Origin of the sequence: Pseudotabrizicola formosa (genome assembly GCF_002900965.1) — a bacterium.
Classification (GTDB): Bacteria; Pseudomonadota; Alphaproteobacteria; order Rhodobacterales; family Rhodobacteraceae; genus Pseudotabrizicola; species Pseudotabrizicola formosa.
The window spans coordinates 82,556-99,642 of sequence record NZ_PJOM01000003.1 but is presented as its reverse complement, the minus strand read 5'-3'; the positions used below and the strand labels follow the sequence as shown (position 1 = coordinate 99,642).

The window sequence follows — 17,087 nt, the reverse complement described above, 5'->3', positions numbered from 1 at the left end:
GCGACAATTCGTCGCCGCCCGCCATCAAAGAGCGGCCAGCGTCAGCACATGGCCCCCCACCCGCAGGATGCGCCCGGCAATCCGGTCGCCGATGGCAAAGGGCGGCACACTCTGGGTGAACACCGCCACAAAACGATCCGCCTCCATCTCTATTCTCATCCCCTCAAAGCCATAAACCCTGCGGCTGACCAAGTATTGCGCCTTGAACGCGGATTCCTTGGCGCAGAACACGGCCTTGGCCTGACCCCCGGTGATCCCCAGCCGTTCTTCGGGTCGCAGGATATCATCCATCAGTTCGGGCTCCAGCGGCGTGTCGTCTTCCAGATCAATCCCGATCCCCCGGCACAGGGCACCCGGCATCACCACTGCCAGACAGTGCCGCCGGGTATGGGTGATTGACCCCACCAGTCCCGCGGGCCAGACGGGCGCACGATCCGCGCCCTGCGCAATGACCTCCGGCGCAAGGCCGATCTGCCTCATGGCGCTGCGAACTGCCGCCCGACCCGCCGCAAATTCGCGCTGCCGCAGGGGCACCGCCGCTGGCAAACCCTCGCCCTGCATCAGCGGATGATCGGCACGCGGATCTGTCCAGGCAATCCCCGCCCCCACGGGCGCGATGGCCCGCAGCGCCGCCAGCAGCCCTGCATCAGGCATCCACACCAGCCCGCCCGGCCCGCATTGCACGCCTGCGCGCCATGGCATCCGCCCGCGCCCCGGCCTGCGCCGCCAGCCCTGTGGGCGGTGCAACGCCTGCAGCCTTTGGGCTGTCCTCCAGATGGGCCGCCAGATCCGACAGCGTCGGAAAGCGGAAGATATCGGTGATCGACAGCCTGCTGGTTCCCAAGGCCGCACGGATTTCGCGATGCGCCTGCACCGCAAGCAAGGAATGCCCCCCCAGCGCAAAGAAGTTGTCCCTGGCCCCCACCCTCGGGACGCCAAGCACCCGCGACCAGACCGCCGCGATCTGCGCCTCAATATCTGACGCAGGACCCACAAATGCCGCTGGCTCAGCCCGCACCCCCGGTGCCGGCAAGGCCTTGCGGTCCACCTTGCGGTTGGGGGTGAGCGGAAATGCCTCAAGCGTCACGATATGGGCAGGAACCATATGCTCGGGCAAGGCCGCTGCCAGCGCCGCCCGCAGGCCGCTTTCCTGCGCCGCCCCGGTGACATAGCCCACCAACCGCAAATCGCCTGGACTGTCCTCGCGCGCCATCACCACAGCCTGGCGCACCCCCGGCTGTGCCTCCAGCACGGCCTCGATCTCGCCCAGTTCAATCCGGTAGCCGCGCAGCTTGACCTGATGGTCGGTGCGGCCCAGGAAATCGATCTTACCATCCGCCCGCCGGCGGACCAGATCGCCCGTGCGATACATCCGCGCGCCCCAGGGACAAGCCCGATCCGGGCTGACGAACGGATCCGCCACAAAGCGCTCTGCCGTCAGATCGTCCCGCTGCCAATAGCCACGCGTGACGCCATCCCCCCCGATCCACAGCTCCCCTGCCGTGCCTACCGGCACCGGCTCCATCGTCTCATCCAGCACATACATCTGCTGATTGGCCAGCGGCGTGCCGATGTTCGACACCGGTTCGACCGCGCCGACCTCCTCCACCGACGACCAGATCGTGGTTTCGGTCGGCCCATACATGTTCAGGATGCGCGCGCCGGATGCCGCGCGCAGATCTTGCACCAACGCACCGGGCAGCGGCTCACCCCCGATCATCATCGTCTTTACACCTGCCAAGGCAGCGCGCGAGTCGTCATTCATGGCCATCATCCGCGCCATGCTGGGGGTGCATTGCAGATGCGTCACCCGGTGCCGGATCAGTTGCGCCGCAATCGCGTAATCATCCGCCTCGACACCGCCGCCGGCATTCGCCCGCCGCACCACCTCGGCCAACGGAACCAGCCCCGCCATCACCTGATCGGGCGCAATGCCGTAATCGATCAGACAGGCGACCTCGCCCACACCGATGTGCTTGAGCTGCTCCACCCGGGCCAGCGCATCATCAACCGTTCCGAACAGGCCAGAGTCTTCAAAATAGCGCTGAAAGGCGAAATCAAGAATAGCCTCGTGTTCTTCGGCACTTAGGCTGCGCAGGTCAATGTCCATGGGGTCGGATACCCCCTGCGGCTTCTTGAATGCCGGGAAGGCCCAGGCATATTGCTTCACCAAGCCGACCGCTGACGCAAGATAGGCCTTCATCGGCGCTTCCGCCACGCGGCGCGCCTCGGCGCGGTCTTGTCCGAGATAGGTATGCAGCATCAGGGTGACCACACCGCTGTCGGGGTCATGCCCGGCCTTGGCGCGCGCCTCGCGGTAGAGGCGGATCTTGCCTGCAACCTCTTCCAGTGATTGGCCCAGCAGGTGCGTCAGCACATTCGCCCCCATCTCGCCCGCCTCGCGCCAGGTGGCGGGGTTGCCTGCGGTGGTCACCCACAGGGGCAATTCGCGCGACACAGGGCGGGGTTGAGTGACGACCGGGACCATCGTTCCATCCGCCTTGGGGAAATCCACCGCCTCACCACGCCACAGACGGCGGACCTGATCGGCAGCGGCGTACATTGCTAACTTGTTGTTTGGAGGCGTGTTTTCCGGGCGCAGCACAAAGTCTTCCGGCTGCCAGCCGCTGGCAATCGCCATGCCCGCCTTGCCATTTGTCAGGTTGTCGATCACCGCCCATTCCTCGGCAATCCGCGCGGGATGATGCAATGGCACCACGCAAGACCCGGCCCGCACGCCGATGTTTCTGGTGACCGCCGCCACCGCAGCGCCGGTGACGGACGGGTTCGGGTAGGGCCCGCCAAAGGCGTGGAAATGTCGTTCCGGCGTCCAGACCGCGACAAAGCCATGGGCATCGGCAAACCGTGCCCCGTCCAGCAGCAGCTGGTATTTACTGGCGCCAGCCCCATCATCATTGCCCCAGTAATACAATGAAAAATATATATTTTTTTCGGATCTGATCCGCCCGGAAGACATCAGTGTCCGGTTTTCATCGGATGAGATCACCACCTTGAAGCCACGGGCCAGGGTCCAGAACAGCTCTAGCACCGAGATGTCGAAGGACATGGAGGTGACGGCCAGCCACACGCCCGGATCGGTGCCGATACGATTGTCCATCCCTTTGAAAAAGTTCACAACATTCCGATGTTCGACCATCACGCCCTTCGGACGTCCGGTGGAGCCGGATGTATAGATCATATAGGCCAGATCGCCCGGCGTGACACCAGATGTGGGGTTTGCGTCAGAGGCCCCGGCGATCCGTTCATCGCTGTCCAGACACAGCGCCGCCAGTTGTTTCGGCAGCGCGCCTGCCAGATGACTGCTGGTCACGATCACCGGGCAGGCGGAATCTTCGATGAAAAGTGCTGTTCTTTCAGCGGGATAGGCCGGGTCCATCGGCACATAGGCCCCTCCGGCCTTCAGAATGGCCAGCGCGCCCACCAGCATATCAGCGCTGCGGCGCAGGTGCAGGCCGACCAGCACCCCCGGCCCCACGCCCATATCGCGCAGCACATTGGCCACCCGATTGGCCCGCGCGTTCAGCTGGGCATAGGTCAGGTCCAGCGCTTCAAAACTGATCGCCGGGGCATCGGGTGTGCGCTGCGCCTGCGCCTCGAAGGCCTGATGCACACAGTATGTTTCACGTATGGCAAACGTATGGTTCACGTCGGATAAAACAGCACGCCGTTCGTGCGCAGATAGAATGGGCAGATCGGCGACGCGCGCGGCCTCTGTGGCGGCCCCGATGACAAAGGACAGACGCTCGGCCAGCGCCCGCGCCTCGGCCTCAGACAGCTGTGACAGATCGGCCTGCAGCGCACCGTCGGAGAGTGTGATCACACTGCCCGCCACCGGCGCGCCGTGCAGAGACACCGCCACCTGCGGCATCGCCAGACCGGAGAGCGCGGCATCGCGCGTCATCAGGTCGAGCGCGAAACCCGGTGCGCGTTCGGCCAATACAACCGCCCGCGCGGCAGCGACCGTCCCATCTGTTGCCACCCGCACCGGCACCCAGCCGCTGCTGTAGCCCGCCAGGCCCGGCGCGACCGAAAGCGCCACATCGGGGCTGGCCTGTCCCGATACCCGCGCCATGGCCACCGCCAGCGTGGCGGCGTCGCCTGCCACCGCCAGCCGCAGCCAGCCGTCCCCCGCGCCCTGAGCCGCGCCCGTGCCAGCGCCAGCGCCTGCCACCACCAGTGGCGACAGCGTCGCCAGCCGCTTGCGGATCGCAGGCTCGAACGGCACCAGAGCCGCAAGCGCCGCCGTCAGCGCCTCTGCATCGGGCGGCGGGGACATATCGGTCACCGTGGACGGGCAGACCGGCAATCCGCGCCTCTGGCAACTGAGCCGGTGCAACCGGACTGCGCCCTGCGCACAAGCCACCACCACCCCTTGGGGAGAGCTGGACAGCACCGCGCCTGGCGCGCCCGCACCCTGCACCACATCTGCCGCCCCCACGTTCAGCACCCCAAAGGTGCTGGCGATCTTGGCCGTGGTCAGAGGGTTCCAGCTGCGGCCATGGTCCAGCGCCCGCACCCTGCGCGCGACGGCTTCGGCAGGGTGCGAAAAATCCAGATGCCCAAAGGCGGCGGGCCTGTCGGCGCGGGCAAAGACCTGCCGCTGGGTAAAATCCTGCGGCACCGGGCGCAGCCCGGTTTCCAGCTGGGCCATCAGCGCCGGAAAGCTGTCGAGGCCCGCCTCGAAACAGCGGGAGTTCAGGGTCAGCGCGGTTTCTGCCGGGTGCAGGTCAAACAGGCGCTGCTCCAGAATGTCGCCCTGATCGACGCCATCGGTCATCAGGTGCCAGGTGATGCCATGCTGCCGTTCGCCCGCCAGCAGCGCCCAGACCGGGGCATTGAGGCCGGCATAGCGCGGCAAGGGTCCGTCATGAAAATTCACCGCGCCTTGCGTGGCCATGGCCCGCACCGCCGCTGGCACCAGTGACAGGTTGGCGACCGACAAGAGCCAGTCGCAGGTCAGCCCTGCCAGCCGCTGGTCCAGCCCCGCCCCGGGGGGTTCCACCCGCAGGCCCTGCGCCATGGCCCAGGCGCGCAGGTCTGGCTGGCGCGTCACCACCGCCGCCAGCCGGTGCCCGCGCGCCAGCCATGCGGCACCGCAGGCCTGCGTCAGGCTTTCATTGCCGATCAGAAGCGCTGTCAGACCCATCAGACTCTCCTTGCCGCCGCAGCGGTCTTGGTCACCGGCCGGAAGCCGGACATTGCCCAGTGCATGGCATGGGCCGTCATGTCGCGCAGGTAATGCGGCGGATCGAGCACCGGCCTGCGCTGGACCAGCGCCCGCAACCGCCAGATCAGCCCGCCCGCCACATGCGCCGCCGTCGCCGCCAGCGCATAGGCGCGGCCATGCGACTTGGTATAGTAATACATCCGCGACTCGAGCCAGAAGCGCGGGATGCGCTGCCAGGTCTTCATGCCGGTCGACACCGATCCGACATGGGCCACCCGGCTTTCCAGAACGTAATCGGTGGGAAACCCGGCCCGTGCGGCCCGCAGGCAGAGGTCGGTTTCCTCGAAATACAAAAAGAAGGTCTCGTCAAACAGGCCGATACGGTCCAGCACCCTATGCCGCATCATCAGGCTGGCCCCGGCCAGCCAATCCACCCGGCCGGATGCCACCGGCAAGGGCGGAGCCACCACAGACCCGCGCAGCAGGCGGGTGATCGGGCCCAGACGGGCGGCCTGTTCAAACTCGCCCGCGATGGAGGGAAAGCGGAAGGCGGTGTGATGCGGCGCACCATCCTCGCCACAGATATGGCTGCCGGCAAAGCCGGTGGCGGGATGGGTTTCCAGATGCGCCAGCAGGGCGCGGATGGCACCCGGTTCGGGAAAGGCGTCGGAGTTGAGCAGGTAGACATAATCCGGGCGTTGCCCTGCAGGCAGACCGGCGCGGATGCCAAAATTGTTGCCCGCGCCAAAGCCACCATTGCGCCCCGATTGCAGCACCCGCACGCCATGCGGGCCCTGATCCCAGCCGCGCGCCGCCACCTCGGCGGTCAGGCGCTCGAAACTGCCGTCGCCGGAGTCGTTGTCAACGATGACCAGCGCGCCATCGATGCCCTGCATCGCCTGCAGCGCGGCGGTGGCAGAGCGCAGGGTCATCTCTGCCGTCCGCCAGTTCAGGATCACTGTCAGCACGCTGGCCATGTTATTCCGCCGCCTGCGCCAGAACGGGGGCGGTGGTTTCGGCGGCCTCTATCAGGGCGCGCAGGCGGGCGGAGAGGACGCGCACATTCGGTTCCAGCACCATGCTGTCATGATCGCCCGGCACCTCGATCACCTGCAGCGCCGGGGCGAATTGCGCAAGGTCGTTGTCGGGCAGGACAAATTCCCGCGCCGCACTGACCCAACGCCCGCCGGTCACCTGCCAGCGCCTGTCAAGCGGTGGACGGAACAAGGCCACGGCCCCCTGACGCGGGGCCATGTGATAGAGCGGCAGCGCGGCGCGGAACGCGGCCTCGATGGCACCATTGTGCAGGGCGGCTTCGTCGCTGGACCCCGCGCGCTGCGCCTGTTTCCACGCCTGTTTTTCGCGCCACCAGCGGCCCAGGAAGGCAGGCCCTTCGGCCCGCAGCTCGGCCAGCCGGATGATCAGCCTGTCCAGCTTGCTCAGGGCGGGGCGCAGCGGCAGCGGCGTGTCGAGCAGCACCAGCAGCGGCACCTGATCGCCCGAGGCTTCCAGCTGGCGGGCGATTTCCCAGGCGATCAGCCCGCCCCCTGAAAACCCGCCCAGCAGGTAGGGGCCGGTGGGTTGCACCTGCCGCATTTCGGCGATGTAGTCGCGCGCGGCGCTGACAAAATCGGTATGCGGCTGCGCCTCACCGTAAAGTCCCCGGGCCTGCAAGCCATAGAACGGCCGGTCGCCGCCCAGAAGCTGCGCCAGATGGCGCAGGTTCAGCACATTGCCGAACATGCCCGCGACAAGGAAGAAGGGTGTCTTTGCCCCGCCCCCGGCGCGCGCCTCGCCCTTGTGCATGGGCACGATATGGGTAAAGCGGCGCGGCGCGGGCCCGGCACCGGGGGTTGCACTGGGCGTGGACCGATCTTCCTGCGGGCCGATCTGCGCCTCGATCAGCGCGGCGCAGGCGGCGATGGTGGGGGCCTCGAACAGCACCGAAATCGGGAAATCGGTGCGATAGGCCTTCTTGATCATCGCAAACAGCCGCACCGCGATGAGGCTGTGGCCGCCAAGGTCAAAGAAACTGTCGCCGGTACCGACCCGCGCCACCCCCAGCAGATCCTGCCAGAAGCCTGCAAGGGTGCGTTCGATATCGCCGCGCGGTTCAACGTAATCGCTGTCCAGATCGGGGCGGTCGAAACGGGAGGTTTCGGTCGGTGCCGTGTCTGGCACCTCGGCGGCGCGGATCAGCGCGGCCAGGTCGAGCGAGGACACGATGATCTGGCTGTGGCCCAGCGCCACCGCGCGACCAAAAGCCTCGGCCCCTTCTGCCGGGCGGATGCCTTGCGAAAAGGCGTGCAGCAGCCGGTCTTCGGCGGGCGACGTGGCGCGGGGCTGCGGGTCGTCAAGCTCAAGGCTGCGCGGGTCGGGCGGCGTCTGCCGCAGGCCGCCGTCCAGCCGGTGGATGGTGAAGCCCTGCACCTCGATGCAGACCTCGCCTTCGGGCGTCGCCAGCGTCACGTCAAACACCGCCGTTCCGCGCGCGGCCAGATTGGCCCCGGCGTTGCGCACATGGCTGACAATACGGGCGGGCAGCGGGCGATAGACCCGGACGCGGCTGTAAGAGACCGGCACCCAGAGGTGATCGGGACGGTAGCCGTCGATCAGCCCCATGGCCCAGCCGGTGGCCAGATCCATCAGGGCGGGGTGGATGTGCCAGCCCTGATCCGGCTCTGCCCGGTAAGGATCGGGCAAGGCCAGATGCGCCAACCCCTCGCCGCGGCCGATGGTGCGGGAGGTCAGCACCCGCCAGCGCGGGCCAAAGTCCAGATGCGCCTCTTGCGGGCTGGGCAGGCCCGTCCCCAGCTCTGGCCTTGGCAACCGGGCCGCAAGGGCGGCCACATCGAGGCGAGGGGCAGCCTCGGCCAAGGGCAGGAGGCGGGCAGAGGCATGCTGCAGCCAGCCTGTCCGGCCCTTGACCGGCAAGGCAGACTGGACATCAACCGTGTAGCCTTCGTCACTGCGGCGCAGCCGCGCCCGCACCGGGCGGGGGGTGTCGCCGATATCGAGCGCGCGAAAGAAGGTCAGATCGCGGATTTCGAAAGCGTCGGTCTCGCCCTGCTCCGCCCATGCCTCGGCCAGCAGTTCCAGATAGCCGGTGCCGGGGATCAAGGCGGTGCCCCCCTTGAGGCGGTGCTGATCCAGCACCCAGCGGTCAAGCCCGTAGGTTGCGTGAAACACCCGGTTGCCGTGGCGGTCGAACCCGGCCTCATCCAGCAAATGCGCCTTGATCGGCACACGCGGCGAGTCGGGCGTGCCGGTGCGGTCGGCGAGCGCCTCGGCGGCCATGCCGACACCCTGCCAGATGCCCCAGTTCAGCGCGATGACGCGGGTCTTGCCGCCCGTCCGGTGTTTGGCATAGGCGTTGAGATATTCATTCGCCGCCACATAGTCGATCTGCCCCGCAGGCCCGGTGATGGTGGAGGTGGAGGAAAACAGCACCAAGAGGGCGATGGAGCCATCGGGGAACAGGCGGTCCAGCACCTGGGTTCCGTGCAGCTTGGGGGCAAAGACCTCTTCGACCTCGGCGGTGGTCTTGAGCATCATGGGGCCGTCATCGACCACGCCCGCCGCATGGATCACCGCATGGACCGGGCCAAAGCGCGCCTCACCCGCTTGCCTTGCCGCCCGCATCTCATCGAGATTGGCCACATCGGCCTGGGCGACCAGCACCTGAGCGCCCAGGGCTTCAAGCCGTTGCAGGGCGAGGATGCGCCGCGCCAGCGGATCACCCGGGGCGACCCTGGCAAGCAGCGCCGGCCAGGTGGCTCGGTCGGGCAGCGCGCGCCGTGCGACAAGGGTGATCCTGACGCCAAAGCGCCGGATCAGGGTTTCGGCCACGGTCAGGCCGATGCCGCCAAAGCCGCCGGTGATCAGGACATGCGCGCCCTGCGGCAGATCAACCCCGGCCTCGGGCAAGGGCACCGCCCTGACGCCGGTTTCGTAGCGGCGCCCCTTGCGCCACGCGGCTATGGCGGGCTGATCGGACAGCACCTCTTCCAGCACCACATCTGCCGCATCGCCGGGGCCAAGATCCAGCAGGCCGACCAGCACCCCCGGCAGTTCGCGCGGGATGACGCGGGCGGGGCCAAGCACCATGGCTTTTTCGGGATAGGCCAGGGCCTCGCCCTTCACCTGTGCCGCCCCGGTGGTCAGCACCGTCAGGCGGATCGGCCGGGGCAGGTTTTCCTCCGTCAGCGCCTGGCAGAGGAACATCAGGGCGTAAAAGCCCTGTTCGATGTTGCGGTGCAGGAAACTGGAGCCGGGACGGAAGGTTTCGCGGCCCGTCACCAGCCAGCCATGCAGGATGCGGGACGGGGCCAGCCCGCGCGCCACCAGATCGCGGATCAGGCTGTCATAGCCTTCGCGGCCGCGTTCCGGCGACAGGCGGTAATCGCCCTGTGCGTCGCGGGCAAAGGCATCGCCCGCGCGCACCCGCACCACCCGGTGCCCGGCCTGTACCAGCCGGTCGGCCACGGTGGCGCACAGGCCGGTGTCATCAAGGAAGATCAGCCAGGTCTCTGGCGGGGTGAGCGACAGGTCATCCAGATCGAACCCTGCCGCCTTGGGGTGCCAATGGGGCATGTAGCCCCAGTTGGCCAGATCGGCGATGCGGGCGGGCGGGGCCTCTGTTGCGGCCGCCTGCCCCTCTGCCGGGGCGATGAAATAGGGTTTGCGCTGAAAGGCATAGCCGGGCAGCGGCACACGCTGGCGAGGGGCGTCGCCCCAGATCTGCCCCCAGTCCACCGCCACGCCGCAGGCCCAGAGCCGGGCCAGCGTGACCATGTGCCAGGCGTCATCTGCCATGGGGTGATCGGGGTGGCGCAGGGCCGGGATAACCTGACCCGAAGGCACGCCATTGGCCTGGGCCAGCGACGACAGCGCCCGGCCCGGCCCCATTTCCATATAGACCCGCGCCGGTTCTGCCTTGAGCCACTCCATGCAGGCGCGGAAGTTCACCGTGCCGCGCAGGTGCTGCACCCAATAGTCGGGGTCGGTGGCCTGCTGCGGGGTAAGCTCACGGCCGGTGCGGTTGGAGAGGATGGGCAGGGTTGGGGGTGACAGCCGGATAGACCGGAGATAATCGCCGAATTGCGCCAGGATCGGGTCCAGCATTGCGGAATGGGCGGCGATGTCGATGGCGATGCGACGGGTCTCGATGCCTTGGGCGGTCAGTCTGGCGGCAAGGTCGGCGAGGGCGCTGTCGGGGCCGGAAACAACGCAGAGGTCGGGCGCATTGACCGAGGCGATGTCCAGCGGCGATGTGGAAGCGGGGGCCAGCCCCGTTGCCAGTGGCGCTTGAACCAAAGGCGCACCCTTGGCGACCCCCGGGATGGTGTCAGACTGAAAATGACCAGCGTCATCTAGCGCCTTGCGCAGTTCGGGTTCGGACAGCGGGACGGAGAGCATGCCGCCCGGCGCGATGGTGTCGAACAAGGTGCCGCGCAGGTGCACGAGGCCGATGCAATCTTCGAAACTCATCACCCCGGCAAGTGCGGCGGCGGTGTTTTCGCCCATCGAATGGCCGACGAGCGCGGTGGGCGTGACACCCCAGGACTCGAAGAGCTTGGCCAGCGCGTATTCGGTGATCATGATCAGTGGCAGCTGCACCGAGGGGCGCTTGAGGGCGGCATCTGCCGCCGGCTCTGCGCCTTTGGCAGGCAGCCAGAGCGCGCGGATATCGTAGTCGAGCCTGGGCTCCAGCACGGCAAGGCCGCGGTCCATCCAGTCGGCAAAGACCGGTTCGGTTTCATACAGATCGCGCGCCATGCCGGCATATTGCGCGCCGCCGCCGGGGAACATGAAGATCACCTGCGGGTCATCGCCCAGATGGTCATGGGTAAAGACGCGGCGGGGATCGTTGGTTTCGAGAAGATCGGCGGCTTCGGCATGGCTGCTGGCCACCAGCACGCGGCGTTTGTCAAAGCCGCGGCGGCCGTCTTTCAGGGTGAAGGCCACATCGGCAAGCGGCTGGCCGGGGTTGGCGCGCAAGTGGGTGGCAAGGCGCGTGGAGGCGGCATCAAGCGCGGCCTTGCTGCGGGCCGAGAGGACAAGGGGCTGAAACGGCCAGTCGCTTTGCCCCGATGCCGGGCGCGGCGGGGCCTGTTCCAGCACCGCATGGGCATTGGTGCCGCCGACGCCCAGGCTGTTCACCCCGGCGCGCAGGATGGGCGCGTCCCAGGCGGTCAGCCGGTCATTGACGCGGAAGGGGGAGGTTTCAAAGTCAATCGCGGGGTTCGGGGCCTCGTAGCCCAGAGAGGGCGGCAGTTCGCGGTGGTGCAGGGCGAGGGCCACCTTGATCAGGCTGGCCACGCCCGCGGCCGTATCCAGATGGCCGATATTGGTTTTCACGCTGCCGATGCGGCAGGTGCCCACCGCATCGGTGGTTTCGCGGAAGGCGGCGGTCAGGGCCGCCACCTCGATCGGGTCGCCCAGATAGGTGCCGGTGCCGTGGCATTCGACATAGCTGACAGAGTCCGCCGTGACCCCGGCCACCGCCTGCGCCTCGGCGATGCAGCGGGCCTGGCCGTCAACCGACGGAGCCAGATAGCCCGCCTTGCCGGCGCCATCGTTGTTGACCGCCGAGCCCTTGAGGATTGCCCAGATATGATCACCGTCGCGCAGGGCCTCTTTTGCCCGGCGCAGCACCACGCAGCCCGCGCCCGAGCCAAAGACGGTGCCTTCGGCGCGGTGATCGAAGGCGTGGCACTGGCCGTCAGGCGACAGGATCTCGCCTTCGGTGTAGAGATAGCCGCGCGCATGGGGCAGTTCGATGGTGACCCCGCCCGCAAGCGCCATGTCGCATTCGCCGTTCAAGAGCGCCTGTGCTGCGTAATGCACCGCCACGAGGCTGGTGGAGCAGGCGGTCTGCACGCTGATGCTTGGCCCCTTCAGATCAAGGATATGGCTGACGCGGGTGGCCAGGAAATCCTTGTCATTGCCGGTATGGCGCAGCAGAAACAGGCCGGTCTCCTCCACCAGATCGCGGTGCGAGCACAGGTTGAAATAGAAATACGACCCCATGCCACAGCCCGCCCAGACGCCGATGGGGCCGGGGAAGCTTTCCGGCGGGTGGCCCGCGTTTTCCAGCGCCTCCCATGCCACCTCAAGGAACTGGCGGTGCTGGGGATCGAGGATGGCGGCCTCTTTGGGAGAGAAGCCAAAGAATTCGGCATCAAACTGCTCGAACCTGTCCAGCACGGCGGCGGCGGCCACGTAATTGGGTCGCGCCATCCGGGCCGCGGATTCCCCGGCTGCCAGCAGGGCCGCCTCGTCCAGCACCCGGATCGCGCCCACCCCGGCGCGCAGATTGCGCCAATAGGTGCCAATGTCTTCGGCACCGGGCAGATGTGCGGCCATGCCGACAATGGCGATGTCGGTGTCGGACAGATCGGCAGGCGAAGGACGTTCGGGCATAATTGGCGTACTCGGCAGGCGCAAGTGGCGCGGTAGCTATGGATCAAACTTGGCTAAAATAAGGAGTATTGGCGGGGCCTGCCCCGAGGGGGCATGGGCTGTCTCATATCAGCCCGGCCCGAAGGGTGCGGGCTTTGGCAAGGACGGGTCTTGCACCCAGCGGTAGACCGAAAGGATCTGCGCGGCCTTGCGGTCCCATGTGAACAGCGCCTGCACCCGCGCGCGCGCAGCCTCGCCCTGTTGCGCCACCTCATCGGGATGATCAACGCAATAGGCCAGCTGCGCGGCCAGCCCGGCAATAACCCCGGCCCGCCCGGTGATCGGGACCTTCCAGCCGGTCGTATCTGTCACCAACTCGGCGGGGCCTGCGTAATCGACCACGATGGGGGCAAGGCCCAGCGCCATCGCCTCCAGCACCACGCCGCCGCCGAATTCACGGATCGACGGAAAGGCCAAGAGCTGGCAGCGCGCCGCGATGTGCTGCACCTGTGCATGGTCCTGCCAGCCGTGAAAGATCACGCTGTCCCCGAAGGCGGCGGCCTGCGCCCGCAACGGGGGCATCTGGTCGCCGTCGCCGATGATGTCGAGGACCAGCCTGCCGCTGCGCAGCAGGGGGGCTGCCGCCGCGATCAGCATATCGACCCCTTTCAGCGGCACCAGACGGCCGATGAAACAGGCGCGCATCGGGCCGGGCGCGTGGTGGCGGGCCGCGGCATTGAACCGCGCCGGGTCCACCGCGTTTTCGGGCAGATAGATCACCCGACCCTGATGCGCCGCAGGAATCTCGCGCGCGGTCTGGCGCGATCCGGCAAGGATGGCATCGGCGCGCAGGGTGGCCCGCCGGCCCGGCAAGGCGCGGTAGAGGCCCCGCACCTGTGACAGCCATTCGCGTTCGCGCGCCATTTCGGCCTGAAACCCCGCAGGCCAGGGCACCCCGCCGTTGATCGGCCCCAGCACGAAGGGCACGCCCGCACGGCGGCATTTCGCGGCGATCAGGCTTTGCTGCACGGGCGAGAGCGGCGTGATCCGGTGCACCACATCATACTGTCCGGCGCGGATGGCGGCGCCAAAGCGCTGCCAGACCAGACGTTCGAAATAGGGATAGCTGAGAGTCGCCACCGCCTGCTGGATCGTCCAGCCGCCGCGCCCGCCGGTCAGGGCTGTGCCCAGTTTCCACAGCGGGCGCGCAAGGGCCTCGGAGTCAATCGCGGTGAACTCCACCCCTTCGCGCAGACCGGCGCGCAGGATGGCATCGCGGTTGCGCACCTGGGTGACAAGATGCACATCGGCCACCCGGGCCAGCGCACGAGCAAGCGACCAGCCGACCAGCGGCACGGACACCCATTCGGGGTTGGCGGCTTCGGCCAGCAGCAGGACACGAGGGGTGGCGCGCGGCGGGGCGGTCATATCACGGTGCGCCCGGGCGGCAGGGCATGGTCCTTTGCCTGACGGCGCGCGGCTTTCCACGCGCTGCGCAAGGCTTCGGCATGGCCCAGCACCGCGCCCGCCATCAGCCAGGTGAAGGGGATCAGCGTGTCATTGGGCAGAAGATCCACCAGATTGACGGCAAGGATCAGCACCACCGCCGCGGCAAAGGGCGACAGCATGGCGGCGGGCTGGCGCAGGGCCTCGCGCGACATGAGCGCGATGGGCAGGGCAAGCAGGCCGAATTCGGCCACATAGCCGGCCCAGCCAAAGGTGCCCAGCGTGATGATCCAGCCGCCATCGGCGATGACATTGATCTGTCCGGTCACCGGGTCATGCAGCAGGCCGCGCCCGTAGAGGCCCCAGCCAAACCACGGACGTTCGGCGGCGCGTTCCAGCAGCAGCTCTTCATTGGCGATGCGGAAGGCCAGGGAGGCCCCGCGCTCGGCATTCATCGCGCTGGCGATGGACAGGATGTCCTGCACCGGCACCAGGTGCAACCCGCGCAGCAGCGGATAGCTGATCACCACAGCCGCCATCATCCCTGCGCACAGGATCTGCACCCGCCGGGGCAGGATCAGCACCATGGGGGCGAGCAGCAGCGCATAGAGGACCGGCCCGGCACTGCGGCACAGGACAAGCACGACCAAGAGATAGATCGCGGCAAGCAGGTATTTCGGCCGACAGGCCGCAGGCCCCACCCGCAGCAGCGTCACCGCGGCGACGCAGCACATCATCGCAAAGAAGGCGACCCACAGCCCATGGGGCATAAACACGAAGGGCCGATAGCCACCAAAGCGGATGGCCTGACTGAAATCATGCTGAAAAAACCCGTAGATCATCAGGTTGAGCTGGGGCGACATCCGCGCCTCATAGAGCATCGGCAGGGAATACAGCAGCCCGGCCATCACGAGGGCCACCAGCAGGGCCCGCATCGCCTCTTCGCTTGCCAGATAGTGGCGCGCCAGAAAGAACGGCACCAGCGCGATGGCCTGATTGGCCACCACCGCCACGCTGTCATAGATCCGCAGTGCCGGCAGGGACATGGCCTGAAACCAGATCGGGTCGTCATTGGTCAGCACGGTGGCAAAGGGGCTGAGAACGTAAAGCAGGATCAGCCCGCGCCCCAGCCGGGACACCGGCAGCAGGCCAAACCTGTGCCGCAACAGGAAAAGCACCGCCAGCACGGCGGCCAGACCGGCCACCGCATCCTTGTCGATGCCCGGCACCACCGGCAGATCAAGGGCCACGACCGGCGGCAGCAGCATATAGGCGCCCAGCACCGTCCAGATCAGCGCGCGTGCCGGATCAAGTTTCGTGAACAGGGTCCACGACACCACTGGCCACAGGGCCAGCATCAGATAGGCAAGCGTGTTTGCAATGGGCATCTGTGTCTGGGTATCTGCTGTGCGCCGGCCGCGATAGCACGGAACGGATGGCCTGTCTTGCAAGGCTTCGCGGCACGAGCGTGCCTTGAATGCGGCAGGGACAGGGCAAAGCGGCACGGGCGGCGTGGCAGGTGGCCTTGTGCGGCATCCTGCTCTATACCGCAAAGCCTTGCAGCCATCTGCGCTGTGGAAAGGGCAAAGACCATGCTTTGGGATATCCGGACGCGCATGAAACCGGCGCTGGGAATCATTGACCTCATTCCCAATGTGCACCGCACCCCGGCCCTGGCCGCGCTGCGTCGCGCGGTGCAGGAGGGGCGGCCCGCCACGATCCGCCTGTCAGAGGAGGACAGGGAACTGGCGTTTCACGACGCCCATGTGCAGCTGACCTCGCCGATCGGTGCGCGGGTCCTGAAAATCCTGCATGATGCCGGGCATCTGAAGCTGAAGAAGCCGCCCGCCAAGACCCTGCCCGCGCTGGAGGCTTATATTGCCACCGAACCCGCCTTTCGCGCCGATGTCGCCCGCATTCTGGCGGCAGAAGAGGCCAAGCGCCTGCGTCTGGCCCAGATCATCGCCAACCCGGCCTGTGCCCGGCCCGAGGAGATCAATCCTTACCTGATCGACAAGGTGATCTCGCATCACCTTGGCCACGCCGCCACCGGGACTGTGGCGATTGCCGGTCTGCCCTGCCACCGCAGCCGCAGCCCCGGCGACCCAGCAGAGGCAGAACGCACCCGCGCCGAAGACCGCCTGCTGTGCTGGTGGACCGACAGCACTGGCCAGCGCCAGGGTGAGGCCGGGTGAGGGCTGATCGCGTCAGCTCCGGGGCAGCTCAGGTCAGGATCGGCCCGCTATAGCGCATCATGCCAAATCTGAACCGCTTGTACATCTGACGGGTCAGGGCCAGAGCGACCGGTTCGTTTGCGGGGCCCGCCTCGCGCAGGCGCAGCAGCCGGATCAGACGGTCCTGCGCCGAACTTTGGACCTGCGGCAGCTGATCTGGCCCGGCATATCCCATGGCCCAGTGCGAAAACACCCGTTCCTCGACCCGCTGGCTCCACAGCCGGAGCACGCCGCTGTGACGGCTGTCGCCCAGAATGCGCATATAGCACTGTTCGACGGCCTGTCTTTCGCCCTCCAGAACCTGAAAGAACGACTGATCGTGGTAGAGCAGCACGCCGCTGATGCCGTCACGGGTGTTGTTGCGCACCGACACGTCCAGCAGATCTGCGAGGCGCGCAGGGCAGACCGGCTCGGGCGCGGCGCTGGCATAGGCAAGGTGATGTAGCATTCTGGACCGTAATTCTTGTTCTGTATCTGTGGACCCGGCGCATGCGCACCGGCCCAGCGGCCGCCGGTGAAGCGGCCAGGCGCAGGGGCGGGCCAGTCGGCGCGGCACCCCCAGACTCTGTGTGGCACAATACCCATGCCTTTCTGGTACCTACACGACACCGACTCCCCTGTCTGCCTGATGCAGGGGCTTTTAGATATTTCTGCAATAAATGATTTGATCCAGATCAATCTTTTGCGGCATCCGACGCGCCGTTTTTGGACATCGGATTCTGGCTGGCCAAACAGGTGGTCAAAGTGTTAACAAATTCTTAACACACAAAAGCCAACGCACTGAAATGTAACGGATGACGCCCTTGTAACACAGG

General features: G+C 67.0%; 8 protein-coding genes. 1 reads left to right on the top strand and 7 read right to left on the bottom strand.

Annotation, left to right across the window (positions count from 1 at the left end; genetic code table 11):
• Positions 1 to 24: 24 nt before the first annotated feature.
• The 6 genes from CXR43_RS11695 to CXR43_RS11670 all read right to left on the bottom strand — a co-directional run bounded on the left by CXR43_RS11695 (position 25) and on the right by CXR43_RS11670 (position 15,426).
• A complete protein-coding gene (locus tag CXR43_RS11695; protein ID WP_168219820.1) occupies positions 25 to 654 on the bottom strand; it encodes a 4'-phosphopantetheinyl transferase family protein in 630 nt (209 codons plus the stop codon).
• Positions 647 to 5,167, bottom strand: a complete 4,521-nt coding sequence (locus CXR43_RS11690) for a MupA/Atu3671 family FMN-dependent luciferase-like monooxygenase (RefSeq protein ID WP_103334282.1) — start codon at positions 5,165 to 5,167, stop codon at positions 647 to 649. The genes CXR43_RS11695 and CXR43_RS11690 overlap by 8 nt, the downstream gene beginning before the upstream one ends.
• Positions 5,167 to 6,165: a glycosyltransferase gene (locus CXR43_RS11685; RefSeq protein WP_103334281.1), complete on the bottom strand. Its 999-nt coding sequence runs from the start codon at positions 6,163 to 6,165 to the stop codon at positions 5,167 to 5,169. Before CXR43_RS11685 ends, CXR43_RS11690 begins: the two co-directional genes overlap by 1 nt.
• 1 nt (position 6,166) lies before the next feature.
• On the bottom strand, positions 6,167 to 12,613 hold the full coding sequence (locus tag CXR43_RS11680; protein ID WP_103334280.1) for a type I polyketide synthase: 6,447 nt from the start codon (positions 12,611 to 12,613) through the stop codon (positions 6,167 to 6,169).
• 108 nt (positions 12,614 to 12,721) lie between these two features.
• Positions 12,722 to 14,020, bottom strand: coding sequence for a glycosyltransferase family 4 protein (locus CXR43_RS11675; protein WP_103334279.1), 1,299 nt, complete (start codon positions 14,018 to 14,020; stop codon positions 12,722 to 12,724).
• Positions 14,017 to 15,426, bottom strand: a complete 1,410-nt coding sequence (locus CXR43_RS11670; protein ID WP_103334278.1) for an O-antigen ligase family protein — start codon at positions 15,424 to 15,426, stop codon at positions 14,017 to 14,019. Before CXR43_RS11670 ends, CXR43_RS11675 begins: the two co-directional genes overlap by 4 nt.
• A gap of 204 nt (positions 15,427 to 15,630) precedes the next feature.
• On the opposite strand from CXR43_RS11670, the gene CXR43_RS11665 reads away from it, so the two are divergent.
• Entirely contained in the window at positions 15,631 to 16,233 is a 603-nt protein-coding gene (locus tag CXR43_RS11665) for a hypothetical protein (protein ID WP_103334277.1), read from the top strand.
• 28 nt (positions 16,234 to 16,261) lie between these two features.
• On the opposite strand, the gene CXR43_RS11660 is transcribed toward CXR43_RS11665, so the two are convergent.
• Complete coding sequence (locus CXR43_RS11660; RefSeq protein ID WP_103334276.1) at positions 16,262 to 16,720, bottom strand: BLUF domain-containing protein; 459 nt, start codon at positions 16,718 to 16,720, stop codon at positions 16,262 to 16,264.
• Positions 16,721 to 17,087 lie beyond the last annotated feature (367 nt).

Bases quoted from the DNA above. Each gene is read 5' to 3' on its own strand.
- CXR43_RS11695 (WP_168219820.1), bottom strand. From the start codon at position 654: ATGCCTGATGCAGGGCTGCTGGCGGCGCTGCGGGCCATCGCGCCCGTG.
- CXR43_RS11690 (WP_103334282.1), bottom strand. From the start codon at position 5,167: ATGGGTCTGACAGCGCTTCTGATCGGCAATGAAAGCCTGACGCAGGCC.
- CXR43_RS11685 (WP_103334281.1), bottom strand. From the start codon at position 6,165: ATGGCCAGCGTGCTGACAGTGATCCTGAACTGGCGGACGGCAGAGATG.
- CXR43_RS11680 (WP_103334280.1), bottom strand. From the start codon at position 12,613: ATGCCCGAACGTCCTTCGCCTGCCGATCTGTCCGACACCGACATCGCC.
- CXR43_RS11675 (WP_103334279.1), bottom strand. From the start codon at position 14,020: ATGACCGCCCCGCCGCGCGCCACCCCTCGTGTCCTGCTGCTGGCCGAA.
- CXR43_RS11670 (WP_103334278.1), bottom strand. From the start codon at position 15,426: ATGCCCATTGCAAACACGCTTGCCTATCTGATGCTGGCCCTGTGGCCA.
- CXR43_RS11665 (WP_103334277.1), top strand. From the start codon at position 15,631: ATGCTTTGGGATATCCGGACGCGCATGAAACCGGCGCTGGGAATCATT.
- CXR43_RS11660 (WP_103334276.1), bottom strand. From the start codon at position 16,720: ATGCTACATCACCTTGCCTATGCCAGCGCCGCGCCCGAGCCGGTCTGC.